Origin of the sequence: Azospirillum soli (assembly GCF_017876165.1) — a bacterium.
Taxonomy (GTDB): Bacteria; Pseudomonadota; Alphaproteobacteria; order Azospirillales; family Azospirillaceae; genus Azospirillum; species Azospirillum soli.
This window is the reverse complement of record NZ_JAGINQ010000006.1, coordinates 47,375-61,146: the sequence shown is the minus strand read 5'-3', so window position 1 is coordinate 61,146 and position 13,772 is coordinate 47,375. Positions and strand designations below refer to the sequence as shown.

The 13,772-nt window shown below is 61.8% G+C and carries 4 protein-coding genes and 2 pseudogenes; all 6 read left to right on the top strand.

All coding sequences use genetic code 11. The features are described 5' to 3' along the window. Positions 1-121: 121 nt before the first annotated feature. Positions 122-897 (top strand): annotated as a pseudogene (locus tag J2852_RS32340) (ISL3 family transposase); the annotation flags it as partial. A 50-nt stretch (positions 898-947) separates the two neighbouring features. Next, positions 948-1,717 (top strand): annotated as a pseudogene (locus tag J2852_RS32335) (ISL3-like element ISAzs13 family transposase); the annotation flags it as partial. Positions 1,718-2,076: 359 nt separating this feature from the next. Then, the gene (locus J2852_RS11380; RefSeq protein ID WP_343206724.1) at positions 2,077-2,940 is read left to right on the top strand and encodes a BrxR family helix-turn-helix transcriptional regulator; all 864 of its coding nucleotides are present in this window, start codon (positions 2,077-2,079) and stop codon (positions 2,938-2,940) included. A gap of 20 nt (positions 2,941-2,960) precedes the next feature. Continuing rightward, positions 2,961-6,464 (top strand): helicase-related protein, encoded by a 3,504-nt coding sequence (locus tag J2852_RS11375; RefSeq protein WP_209875403.1) that lies wholly within the window; start codon positions 2,961-2,963, stop codon positions 6,462-6,464. Between the two features lie 124 nt (positions 6,465-6,588). After that, complete coding sequence (locus tag J2852_RS11370; protein WP_209875401.1) at positions 6,589-10,824, top strand: sacsin N-terminal ATP-binding-like domain-containing protein; 4,236 nt, start codon at positions 6,589-6,591, stop codon at positions 10,822-10,824. Further along, entirely contained in the window at positions 10,808-13,768 is a 2,961-nt protein-coding gene (locus tag J2852_RS11365) for a DUF1156 domain-containing protein (protein ID WP_209875399.1), read from the top strand. The genes J2852_RS11370 and J2852_RS11365 overlap by 17 nt, the downstream gene beginning before the upstream one ends. The last annotated feature ends 4 nt before the right edge of the window (positions 13,769-13,772 follow it).

Here is a 13,772-nt window from a genome sequence, read left to right as displayed (position 1 = left end):
CTGATCCCGGTCAGCCCCTGTCAGCGCCGGTTGAATACTGACCCATCCGCATTCCCGATGCAGATCGGAGCGAGGATGAGCACATAGAGAAAATGGTTTTCCCTCCAGAGCACCTGTTCCCTTGTCCAAATCGCTGCTTTCGTTGCTCCCAGCTGGCCTTGTCGTCGACCGGGTTTCCGGTGACGCGGATCGGGTGGCCGTTACGGCCCATGTGCGTGCCGCAAAGGCGGCCTGTCTGCTACGCCGCGCCCTTCCTTCCGCGTCCACAGTCGGTACAGTCGTCATTTGGGCGACTTGCCCTGGCAGGGCCGGGTGGGCGAACTCCATCTGCAGGTCCGCCGCTTTCGGTGTGCGACGGCGACCTGTTCCCGCCGCATCTTCGCCGAACGCCTGCCCGCCGTGGCGGCACCCCGGGTCCGGCGCACCCACCGGCTCGCTGAGGCACAGCGCGCCATTGCGCTGAACGCTGGCGGGGACCCTGGCGCCCGGCTGTCCACACCGCTCGGCATGCCGGTCAGCGGCGACACGCTGCTGCGCCTGATCCGCGCGGTGCCAGTGGAGCCTGCCACCACGCCCCGCGTCATTGGCATCGATGACTGGGCCTGGCGCCGGGGCAAGCGCTATGGCACCATCGTCGTCGATCTTGAGCGCAACCGCCCCATCGACCTGCTACCCGACCGGCAAGCCGGCACGGTGGCCACGTGGTTCAAGGCGCACCCCGGCGTGGAAATCGTCGCCCGTGACCGGGCTGGTGCCTACGCCGACGGGATTCGCCAGGGCGCGCCAGTGCGATCCAAGTGGCCGACCGCTGGCATCTCCTGCGCAATCTCGGCGATGCGCTGGGCCAGGTGCTCACCGGCCACCAGCGCGACCTTCGGACCGCCGCCAAACAGGCCACGGCCGCGACCGGCGACAAGCCGACGGTGCTGCCGATTCCCGACCCCCGACCGGCAACCCGCAGGGAGCAACGCCGGATGGCGACCCAAACCGCACGGCTGGCCCGACATGAAGAGGCGGCGGCGCTGAACGCCCGCGGCTGGTCCCAGACGCGCATTGCCCAAACGCTCGACCTCGGCCGCAAGACGGTACGGGTTTGGCTGCGCGCTGGTCAGCCACCATCGTGGGATCAGCCGACCAAAGGCAGCGGGCTGACCCCGTTCACCGACCATTTATCCCGGCGCTGGGACGAGGGCTGCCACAACGCCGCCCGGCTGTGGCGGGAGATCCGTGCCCTCGGCTTCACCGGGCAGCGGAGCGTCGTCCGGGATTGGGCACAGCCGCGACGGAAGACGATCCCCTTAGCGCCATCCGGAGCGGCGGCATCGTGGCGGACGCCGTCACGCCGCCGGGCGGTGTGGTTGGTGGTGGCGGATGACGGGGAGATTGATGCGACCGAACGGGCTTTCGTCGCGGCCCTGATCGCTGGAGCGCCCAAGCTGACACGACCATCGAGGCAGCCCGGGCGTTTCGGGTCATGGTGCGCGGCAAACAGAGGGACGACTTGGACAGTTGGCTCGCGGCGGCCGACGACACGGCCCTGGCCGGCTTTGCCGAAGGCGTCAAGCGCGATCTGGCGGCGGTGCGTGCGGGGGTGACGTTGCCCTGGAGCACCGGGCCGGTGGAGGGGCAAATCAGCAAACTGAAGACGACCAAGCGCACCATGAACGGACGCGGCGGATACGACCTGCTGTGCCATCGGGTCCTTGAAGCCGCCTGAACGGTGGCGCTCCAGCCATTCCGCTGCACCGAGAATGCGGATGGGCCTGTATTCAACCGGCGCTGACATAGTGCCTTCGATAGAGAAAGTCAGCGGCTGTCACGTCCCTGAATGCAGACCTCGCGGTCATTGAGATTACTAACCCTTTGCCCCGAAGCTTACTTGGCTTGGTGCTGCGTGGAATGGATGGTCCTCGCGCACTCGCCGTCAGGTCCTTCCGCGGCCCACCCCTTAGATTGGTACCGTATACGCCGCGCATTGCAGTTTCGCGCGCCATTGACTCAATGGCAGTGGTCGGTATATAAACTAGTCGCACGTCCTTTGATATCCGTATAGTTTGTTAACTGGAAGGGGGCGCGGTGCGCTGGGGTGTCGAGCAGAGGCTTGAGTTTATTGAGTTTCGCCTGTTCTGGGAGGGCTCGATCAACCGCGCCGATATCGTGGAGTTTTTCGGCGTGTCGGTTCCGCAGGCCTCAAAGGATCTAACGCTCTACCAGGGGCGGGCGCCCGGAAACATGGAGTACGACACGCGCGGCAAGCGCTATGTCGCCGCCGAGAAGTTCGTTCTGCGCTTTCTCGACCCCGACCCTTACGTCTATCTCGGGCAACTCCGATCGGTCGCCGAAGGCATTGGCTCCTCCCATGATTCTTGGATCGCGGCGCTTCCTAGAGCCGACGTCGCCCTGACCCCCAAGAGAGACATCGATATCGAGGTCCTGCGCAAGACCCTCGACGCTACCCGCGAAGGCGTCTCTGTAGAGGTGCTCTATCAGTCGATGAACAAGATGCGCCCGGATCCGATCTGGCGCAGGATTACGCCGCACGCCTTCGGTTATGACGGTTTCCGTTGGCATGCCCGGGCCTACTGCCACCTTGAGCATAGGTTCAAGGATTTCCTCTTGCCGCGCATTCTGGAGGTCGGCGTCAAAGGCGATCCCGGTGCGACGGGAGAGCAGGACTGGCTCTGGAACAATTATTTTGATGTCGTTATCGGCCCGCATCCTGCCCTAACCGAGAGCCAGAAGAAGGTCGTCGCCAAGGATTATGGCTTCGATCACGGCAATGGCGTCCTCTCGGTTCGCTACGCAATGCTGTTTTATGTCTTGAAGCGACTAGGCCTGCTAGGCGATGCGGCCAAGCAAAGCGCTCGTACACAGCATATCGTTACTATAAACCGTAAAGAAACTGAGGCCGCGCTAGAGAAGGCAGAGCTTCAGCTATGAAGACAGAGGGGCGCCGGCTGATGGTGACGAGACTCGAAGACATAAAGAATGGCGCATCGGTTCGCGGCATCGCATCCGCGCAGCCGGTGTATGTCGTCTCGGTCGACTGGATCGGCGATCAGGCGCTCAACGTCGTTTATCGCGACCATAACGGAACGGTCGCGGAGGCGGTTCTCTACCGCGACGACGAACATCGTCTTGAGGTCGAGCAGAATGGACGACCCTGGTCGTTCGATGCCGATGGCGCGCTGCTGCGATTGGTGACGGAGGCCAATCGCATTAAGCTGGCGCACTACTTCGACCCGTATCTCGCGATTCATACCAGTCTGGTCGATCCGCTGCCGCATCAGATCTCGGCGGTCTATGGCGAGATGCTGCCGCGTCAGCCGCTCCGCTTTCTGCTCGCGGACGACCCCGGCGCTGGCAAGACGATCATGGCTGGTCTGCTCATCAAAGAGCTGATTGCGCGCAGCGATCTCGAACGCTGCCTCGTCGTCGCGCCGGGTAGCCTTGTCGAGCAGTGGCAGGACGAGCTTGGCCAGAAGTTCAATTTGGAATTCGACATACTAACCCGGGACATGATCGAGACGTCGCGATCTGGCAACCCATTCAATGACAAAGACCGACTGATCGTCCGGCTTGATGTTCTGGCGCGCAACGAGGAGCTTCAGGAGAAGCTCATGAGCGCACGCGAATGGGACCTGATCATCTGCGACGAAGCGCATCGCATGTCGGCCACCTATTTCGGGGGTGATGTAAAGTATACGCGCCGCTACCAAGTCGGCCAGAAGCTCGGCCAAGTCTGCCGGCATCTGCTCCTCATGTCGGCGACGCCGCACAATGGTAAGGAAGAGGACTTCCAGCTCTTCATGGCGCTGCTCGACGGCGACCGCTTCGAGGGCCGCTTCCGAGACGGTGTCCACTATGCCGACACCGAAGACATGATGCGGCGGCTGACGAAGGAGGAGCTGCTCAAGTTCGACGGCAGGCCGCTCTTCCCCGAGCGGCGGGCCTATACCGTCAAGTATGAGCTCTCTAAGGGGGAAGCCGCACTCTACACCGCCGTTACCGAGTATGTCCGTACCGAGATGAATCGCGTGCAGCGGTTTGCCGAGGGGGACGGGAAGAAGCGCAACAATGTCGGCTTCGCCCTGCAGATCCTCCAGCGACGCCTCGCTTCCTCACCAGCAGCCATCTACCAGTCGTTGAAGCGCCGCCGCGAGCGGCTAGAGGCTGAGCTCGGCGAGGCGCGGCTTGCTGCCAAAGGACGCCGCGCTGGGATTGCGGAGCCCGCGGTCAGTCCCGACATGCTGGGAAACATCGAGGAATATGGTCAGGAGGAGATCGACGAACTCGAGGATCTGATCTCGACCGGCGCAACGACAGCGGAGACGGTTGAGCAACTCGCGTTGGAGGTCGAGACGCTGAAGGGCCTCGAGTCCAAGGCGCTGGGCGTGCTTCGCTCCGGTGTGGATACGAAATGGACCCAGCTCAATCGTATTCTCGACGACGACCTGATGATCGACGCCGCCGGGAATCGCCGTAAGCTGATCATCTTCACCGAGCCCAAGGACACGCTCCATTACCTGCTTGACAAGGTGCGCGCGCGCCTCGGCATTCCGGAGGCCGTGGACGTGATCCACGGCGGGGTGTCGCGCGAGGAGCGTCGCAAGGTGATCGAGCGGTTCATGCAGGACAAGGACCTGCTCGTGCTGATCGCCAACGACGCGGCCGGAGAAGGCGTCAACCTCCAGCGCGGGCACTTAATGGTCAACTACGACCTACCGTGGAATCCCAACAAGATCGAGCAGCGGTTCGGCCGCATCCACCGAATCGGGCAGACCGAGGTCTGCCACCTCTGGAATTTGGTCGCCGCCGACACGCGCGAGGGCGAGGTGTATGCCCGCCTCCTCGAAAAGCTGGAGGCCGCGCGCGAGGCTCTGGGCGGCCGTGTCTATGATGTGCTCGGCGAGCTGTTCGAGGGCACGGCGCTCAAGGATCTGCTTTTTCAAGCGATCCAATATGGCGAGCAGGAAGAGGTGAAGGCGCGTCTTTTCCGCCAGGTTGATGGCGCGGTTGATCAGGCGCATCTGCTCGAGCTGCTCCGCCGGAGGGCGCTGACCAACGACACCATGCCGGAGGCTAAAGTCGAGGAACTGCGCCTCGAAATGGAGCGGGCCGAGGCGTTGCGCCTTCAGCCCCATCATATCCAGAGCTTCTTCGTCGAGGCCTTCCAGCATCTCGGCGGCCGTCTCAGGCGCCGCGAAGAAGGGCGTTGGGAGATCACCCACGTTCCGGTGCGCATTCGCGAGCGTGATCGCCAAATCGGCACTGGCGCGCCCATCCAGAAGCAATATGAGCGGATCTGCTTTGAGAAGAGCCAGATCAACCAGCAGCCGGTCGCCGCCTTCATCTGCCCGGGCCACCCGCTGCTCGAGGCCGTGATCAGCCTCATTCGCGAGCAGTATGAGCAGATCATGCGCCAGGGCGCGATCCTGGTGGATGAGACTGATCCGGGCGAGGTGATCTCCGCGATCTTCCTTCTGGAGCACACGGTCCAGGACGGGCGCACTACGAGTGCCGGCAAACCGCATGTGATTTCGCAGCGGCTCCAGTTCGCAGCGATCAACAAGGCGGGTCAAGCACTCAACGCCGGAATTGCACCGCACCTCAACCTACGCCCGGCCACAGTAGAAGAGGTCGGGAGCGTACGCGACCTGCTCGAGGAGAGCTGGCTGACGAGCGAACTGGAAAAGATGGCCATCCGCTTCGCAACGGTGGAGCTAGCGCAGGCGCATGTCGCCGAAGTCAAGGCTCGCCGTTTGCCCGAGATCGAGAAGGTAGAGCAGGAGGTTCGATCCCGCCTCAAAAAGGAGATTAACTATTGGGATTCACGAGCTTTTGAGCTGAAGGAGGAAGAGAAGGCAGGCAAGAAGACGCGTCTCAACTGGCAGAATGCGCAGCGGCGCGCCGAGGAACTGGCGGAACGCCAGAAGCGCCGGATGGATCAACTCCAGCAGGAGCGGTTCATCTCTTCGCAGCCGCCGCGCGTCCGGGGAGGCATGGTGGTCATCCCGCGAGGTCTTCTGGACGCGCGAAAGACGCCTAACGTTCCGACCCATTTCGCAGAGGATCCGGCGGCCCGCAAGGTAATCGAGCTTGCCGCGATGCAGGCGGTCATGGCGACGGAACGCGCGCTGGGGCACGCTCCGGTCGATGTCTCTGCCCAAAAGATTGGCTACGACATCGCCTCGCATGATCCGAAGTCAGGGCATCTTCGCTTCATCGAGGTGAAGGGCCGGATCGACGGCGCGGATACCGTGATGATCACCCGTCAGGAAGTTATTACGTCGCTCCACGAGCCCGAGAAATTCATCCTGGCGATCGTTCCAATCAAGGACGGCTTCGCCCATGCGCCGCGCTACGTGCGAGGCCCGCTCGTCGAACGGGAGCCGTCCTTCCTCGAAACGGCGATCCAGTTCGACCTTCCGCGCCTGCTAGAGCGGGCGCAAGAGCCGGCATAGGGGGCGTCATGTTCGATATCCGAGACTTCTCCATTCCCGCGTCCATGCCGCTGGAGCACCTTCAATCGGGAGCACCGCGCGGACCTGACTTGGTCGCCACGCTGTCGACGCTGGAGTTACCTCTATGATGGCGGGGCGCGAACTAGAGACCATAAACGCTGCTCCTCCAGGCTATTTTCAGCCGATCCAGGAACGTGCCTCGAAGCGCTGGGACCAGCTTGAAGCGGACCCAGAGCTCGCGGGGCCCTGGCATCAGTTGTTCAAGCAGGTGCAGAGCCCGCGTCATGTCCTCTCCGAGCTGCTCCAGAACGCCGACGATGCCGGCGCCAGCGAAGCGCGCGTGTCGATCGAGAACGAACGCTTCGTGTTCGAGCACAACGGCGGGGACTTCATCGAGGCTCATTTCGCATCGATTTGCCGCTTCGGCTATTCCAACAAGCGCGCACTTCACACGATCGGGTTCCGGGGGATCGGGTTCAAGAGCACGTTCAGCTTAGGTGATCGAGTCGAGCTGTTCACGCCGACCCTGGCCGTCGCCTTCGAGCGAGCGCGGTTCACCCAGCCCTATTGGATCGACGGTCGTTACTTGACGTCCGGAACCACGCGCGTCGAAGTTGGGATCGCCAATCCGCTGCTGCGCCGCGAGGTGGAGAAAAACCTCGATGAATGGCTGAAGAGCCCGGTATCACTGCTCTTCTTCAAGAAGATTCGCCGGCTGCAGATCGGCGATAGCGAGGTGCATTGGCAGAGCCTTGGACCGGGTCCCATCGCCGGGAGCGAATGGATGACCTTGGGCGAAAAGGCGGACGGTCCCTTCCTTCTGGTGCAGTCGGATGAGGAAGCCTTTCCGGCTGATGCGCTCGACGAGATCCGCAAGGAACGCATGCTGGGGGCCGAGGACAGCAGCGACTTTCCGCCTTGCCGGGTCGAGATCGTGCTGGGCGCGAAAGGAAGACTCTACGTCGTGTTGCCGACCGGAGTCGAAACGACGCTCCCCTTTGCGTGCAACGCACCCTTCATCCAAGACCCGGCACGTCTCAAGATTAAGGACCCGGAGACCTCGCCGACCAATCGCTGGCTTCTGAATCGCGTCGGCGAACTCGCCGCCAGCGCGATGATGGAGTGGCTGGTGCAGACCGACACCAGCGCGCGGGATCGGGCTGACGCTTATGGCTTGCTGCCCGATGTGGACCGCGAGGCGACCACGCTCGAAGGGGCCTGTGGCTCGATCGTCGAGCTGGCGTTTGCCGACGCGATTGATGGCCGGCCGATCCTGTTGACCGAGGATGGCGCACTGGTCGCCGCTGATCGCGCGGTCGCCGTTCCGCAGCAGATAGTCGACATCTGGCCGGCCGACCAGGCCATGGCGTTGCTCGACACACAATCACGACCAGCGCTATGCCAGCATGTATCGGCCAAGGACCGGATCAAGCTCGTTCGTTGGGGCTTGGTCGAGGAGTTCTCGAAGGCTGACCTGCTTGAGCGGCTGCGCACCAACCACCTCCCTCGTCCGTCGACATGGCGGCACCTGCTGAACCTCTGGTCCTACATCGCGCCCGAAGTGGCAAGTTGGCAGTACCGTGATCCCGACCGGCTACGAATCGTGCCCGTCCAGGGCAAAGAGGTGCTCTACGCGGCGTCCGAAATCGTCCGGCTCGGCGAGAAGAAGCTCCTCCAATCGGAAGCGGATTGGGAGTTCCTCGCCAGCCACCTAATCGTCCTCAATCAGAATTGGCCCCGCTTCCTCGCCGAGCAGCGCCGCGACAGGGTCGACAGCGATGGTCGAGGTGACCCCATCCAAGGTGCTTTCGCGGTGCTCAAGAAGATCGGTCTGGATGACGCGAGCGACGTCAATGCCGTAATAGAGCGGGTTGCCGCGGACTATTTCGGCTCCGGGCAGCCGAAGCTGGCCGAGTGCGTCCAACTCACCCAGATCGCGGCCAAGCTCGGCGTCACCATCGGTGAATCCTTCCTATATGCCTGCGCCGATTTGAAACTTCGAGCAATCGGCAAGGGTGTCCTGTTCGACGAGAATGGCACGCTGGAGGAGTTGTTGCCGGAGTCGGTCCAAATGACACAACTCCTGCACGCTGACTATGTGGCGAATTTCACGTCCTGCTCGCGAGAGGATTGGCTGCGCTGGGTGTCGTCCGGCCGTTCCGGGCTTCAGACATTCGCGCCGCTCGTCCAGAAGCGGAATAGCATCTATGGGCGCCCGCGTGCCGCTGCGGAGGCGCAGGCACGCGGGCAGCGCCATGCGCTGTACTATTCCTACGTTACCAATAGCTTCGTCATCGAGGACTGGGATTTCCCTGCCGGCTATTGGGAGCATTGGGAGGGGCTGTCGAAGGCCGACCCCGGCATTTGGGCCAAGGTCGTCGGGAAAATTCTGGAACAGCGCGACACCTATTGGTCGCGCGCTGCGAGCGCCCGACTGTCGCAGGTAGCAACCACCGGATCGACCCGATCGACCACTTCGGAGCCTCTGCTGACAGATTGGCTGCTGAAGCTGCGGGCCAAGCCCTGCCTTCCCGACACGCGCAACATAGTCCGGTTGCCGGCGGACCTCGTGCGTAGGACGCCCGAGACGGAAGCGCTGATCGACGTTGAGCCCTTCGTCCACGGGCTGCTTGACCGCGAAACGACGCGCCCGTTGCTTGACCTTCTCGGCGTCCGCAGCACGCCGAGCGGGTCCGGACGTCTGCTCGACCGGCTGCGCGCCTTGGCGAACTCGGACAAGGCTCCAGCGCATGAAGTCGAGAAATGGTATCGCCGCCTCGACCAGATGCTCGACGGATGCTCGACGGCCGACGCCCAGAACATCAAGAACGCCTTCACGAGCGAGAAGCTGATCCTCGCCCAGGACGGGACGTGGGTGACGTCCGGCGGCGTCTTCCTGGCCGGCGATGAGGAGGATGTGCCGGGCGCGGCGGTTATCCGGGCCTCGGTGCTCGATCTCAGCCTGTGGCGCCGCATCGGCATCGCCGAACGACCGTCCGCTGATCTGGCTCTGCGATGGCTCGGTACGCTGGCGTCAGGCAAGGCGCTGTCGGCCGACGACGCCCGCCGTGTTCGCACTCTGATGTCGCGATACCCGACCCGTATCTGGGAGGAGTGCGGCCATTGGGTGAACATCGCGGGCGAATGGGTCGAAACCGACGCACTCACCTATGGGCTCAGCATGCAGAGCCTGTTCACCTATTCGCATCTCCATGATTGGGTGAAGCGCAAGACCGCCGATTTTCGCCAACTCTCGGCCGACATGGTGCGCAACCCGCCATTCTCGTCACTGCAGGCGCTTTCGGATCTCGTCAAGGAACGCTTCAACCAGCCGCCCCTTTTCCCAGGCTTGGAAGATCGGCGCACCTGGCTTACGGCCTTCGGAACGCAGCTTGCGCGGATCGAGCTGGCCGATCCCGTTGAGACCGAGCGCGTGCGGATGGTCGCAACAGCGATCGCGGCGACAAGCTGGGTCGTGGTGCCGAAACTGGAAGTCATACCCTATCTCGACGGGGTGCCCGCAGGCACGGCGCGGCTCACGGATATTCTCTGGCTCGACGGCAAGCTGTTTGTCAGCCCGCTGTCGAAGGCGAAGCTCGCCAAGCGCGTGCCCGAGGAGATCGGCAAGAGCCTGAGCGGGGATGTTCGTGCCGCGCTGGCTTATGCGTTCGAGCGGTCGCCCGAGGACATCAAGGCCTATCTCGAAGAGAACTTCACTCTGGGCCCCGAGCAGAAGGCGGCTGCGTCCGTCGTCGAGCCACCGCCTTCCGTTGCGCCTGTCGGTGCACATGGGGTCAGCGATCCGTCCCAGGATCCCGATAAGGTCGCCCCGCTTGTTGGTGAGGCACCACCAACGGGTGATCAGGACCTGTCAGAGGACGAGGAACCCGCGACCGAGCCCGAGCAGCCGCATCATGACCTCGAAGGCAGGCTGTTGGAGCCGGAGACCGTCAGCCGTCCGCGCACGTCGGCGAAACCGACGCGGCCCAGTGTCATCGCGCGTTTCGCGCTGGCCCTCGGCTACAAGCCGGATGGAGATGATCGCTTCTACCATTTGGATGGAAGTTGGATCGGCCGCGCCAACGGCGCACGCTTTCCGTGGGAGCGGCGCTCGTCGGGTGGCGAGGTGCAGCGTCACTACTATCCGAAGGACCATTGCCTGGAGCGCGAACCGCTTCAGATTGAGGCCGATGTCTGGAGCCTGCTCGACCAGAGGCCCGACGTCTATTCGTTCATTCTCGTCAACCCGGAGGGCGAACCTGTCGAAATGACGGGCGCTCGCCTGCGCGCGCTGCGTGACGGCGGCGAAATCACCATTCACCCTGCAACATACAGGCTGGTTTATGACCTCGACCAATAAGTACAAAAAGAAGCTCATTGAGGTTGCGCTCCCGCTCGAGGCGATTAACGCGGCGTCGGCGCGGGAGAAGTCGATCCGGCACGGGCATCCGTCCACACTGCATCTGTGGTGGGCGCGGCGGCCGCTGGCGGCGTGCCGGGCGGTTCTTTTCGCGCAGCTTGTCGATGACCCTTCAGAATACGCGGGCCAGTTGCTGGACGACCCGGAAATTCGTAAGCAGGCGGAAGCTGACTTGGCCATGCGCCTTAAGGTATGGCAGGAACGCACAGCCGATGCGCCGAGCAATGTGCCCGATACGCCCGAGCCTACGCTGGAGGACTGCGCGGCTGACATTGAGCGCAAACGGCTATTCGAGATCATTGACGAGCTCGTTAAGTGGGAAAGCTCGACGAACGAGGAGGTGCTGGAGCGTGCGCGCACGGAAATCCGGCGCAGCTGCGGCGGCGTTCTGCCGCCTGTCTATGACCCGTTCTCGGGTGGAGGAGCGATCCCGCTCGAGGCGCAGCGGCTGGGTCTGCCCGCTTATGGGTCCGACCTGAACCCGGTAGCGGTCATGATCGGCAAGGCGATGATCGAGATCCCGCCGAAGTTCAAGGACATGCTCCCCATCCACCCTGGCATCAAGGAGCGTTCGTTTTACCGCAACGCCGAAGGGCTGGCGGAGGATGTGAAACACTATGGCGAATGGATGCGCGAGAAGGCGTGGGCGCGCCTCGGGCACTTTTACCCGCAGGTGGACCTTCCTAAGGAACATGGTGGAGGCAAGGCAACAGTGATCGCCTGGATTTGGGCGCGGACAGTTGCTAGCCCAGACCCAGCCTTCGGTGGCGCCCACGTTCCCTTAATCAGTTCATACGTGCTTTCTTCCAAGGCTGGGAAGAAAAATATTATTTCGCCAGTTGTCGACAAAAACTCAAGAGCATATAGATTTGAAATCAAAACCGGGAATTTTGGTAGAGCTGAACTGGATAAAGCTGCGCTTGGAACAAAAGCTGGCAAGGCGCAAGATTTTCTTTGCTTGCTATCTGGCTACCCTATTCCTCGTGATTATATTCGGGACGAGGGTCGATCTGGTCGATTGGGTCTGCGCTTGATCGCGGTTGTCGCTGAGGGAAAGAATAGCCGAATATATCTTCCAGCATCTGAAGAAATGGAAAAGGTTGCAGCCTCCGCAGGAAAGCTTGCGGAGGTTGCTCGTGCGCGCCAGACGTTCTTGTCTGGTAATACTCCGACGAGAGCAATGATTACGGGTGGTGTTTGCTCCGCCTACGGATTGGATGAATGGGGAAAGCTGTTCATTGATCGTCAAATACTCTTGTTTCTGACGCTGGGAGATTTCTTGGATGGCGTACGAAAGCAAGTATTGGCGGATATCAATGGATCGTGGCCCGCAGATGACGACGTTGGCCTTGCAGGCGGCGGCAGTGGTCCCAGCGCTTACGCTGAAGCAGTGAGTGTATATCTGTCATTTGCGATCAATCGTTCAGTCGACAGAGGCTCCTCTATTTGCACTTGGGACAGCTCACCTAAAATGGAGGCTCTCCGCAATACCTTCGCTCGGCAGGCCCTGCCGATGACATGGGATTTTGCGGAAGGTAATCCATTCTCTAATGCCAGCGGTAATTTCCTTGGGAATGTTGATTGGGTCGCAAAAGCTTTGGAGAGGTTCTCACCTGCTGCGCCAGGCACAGTATCCAACGCGGATGCTCAAACTGTTATCATGCCGAAGGAAGTGGTGATCTCCACCGATCCTCCATATTACGACAATATTGGGTATGCCGATCTTTCGGATTTCTTCTACTGCTGGATGCGGCGTAGTCTGCAAAATGTGTTCCCTGATGCCTTTGGGGTCCTGGCAACACCAAAGGCAGAAGAGCTGGTTGCAACTCAGTTTCGTCATGGCAGCAAGGAAGCGGCAGATGCATTCTTCTTGGATGGCATGAGGCGCGCCATTACAAATATGGTCAATTACTCCTCAACAAACTTCCCTGCAGCTATCTACTACGCCTTTAAGCAAAGCGAAATTGATCAGGAAGGCATCAGCTCCACCGGATGGGCTACCTTTCTGCAAGCTGTGGTTGAGGCGGGCTACGCCGTGGTCGGCACATGGCCACTGCGCACCGAAATGGCGAACCGGATGATCGCGTCGGGCACCAACGCCCTCGCCAACTCAGTTGTCCTCGTCTGTCGCAAGAAGGAGGCCACGGCCGAGGTGATCACCCGCGCCGAGTTCATCCGTGCCCTGAAGCGTGAGCTGCCCCCGGCTATCGCCGAGCTTCAGGCCGCCAACATCGCCCCAGCCGACATGCCGCAATCGGCCATCGGCCCCGGTATGGGTGTCTTCTCGCGCTATAAGGCGGTGCTTGAGTCCGACGACAGCCCGATGAGCGTGAAGACCGCACTTCAGCTCATCAATCGTGAGTTGGACGAGTACCTTGGCGGCATCCAGGGCGAGTTCGACGCTGACACCCGCTTTGCTATCACTTGGTTCGAGCAGAATGGCATGGGTAAGGGCGACTATGGCGCCGCGGACAACCTTGCGCGCGCCCGTGGCATCTCGGTCGAAAGCGTGAAGCATGCCGGGATTGTTGAGAGCGCTGCCGGCAAAGTACGCATCCTGGCGCGTGACGAACTGGACGACGACTGGGAACCGGAAGGCGACGCCCACCTGACCGTGTGGGAGTGCCTTCAGCACCTCGTCCGCAAGTACGAGAAGGACGGCATCTCGCACGATACCGCCGTCCTATTGAAGAAGATCGACGCGAAGGCGGAGGCCGTGAAGGACCTTGCCTACTGCCTCTACGACATCAGTGCCAACAAGCGGAAGGATGCGAAGGAGGCCACGGCCTACAACGCCTTGATCGCTGACTGGACGGAGCTGACACGGCAGGCGGCGGCGATTCATGACACGAGCGGGGATCGTCAGATCCGCCTGGATCTCTGAGGGG

Bases quoted from the DNA above. Each gene is read 5' to 3' on its own strand.
- J2852_RS11370 (WP_209875401.1), top strand. From the start codon at position 6,589: ATGATGGCGGGGCGCGAACTAGAGACCATAAACGCTGCTCCTCCAGGC.
- J2852_RS11365 (WP_209875399.1), top strand. From the start codon at position 10,808: ATGACCTCGACCAATAAGTACAAAAAGAAGCTCATTGAGGTTGCGCTC.
- J2852_RS11375 (WP_209875403.1), top strand. From the start codon at position 2,961: ATGGTGACGAGACTCGAAGACATAAAGAATGGCGCATCGGTTCGCGGC.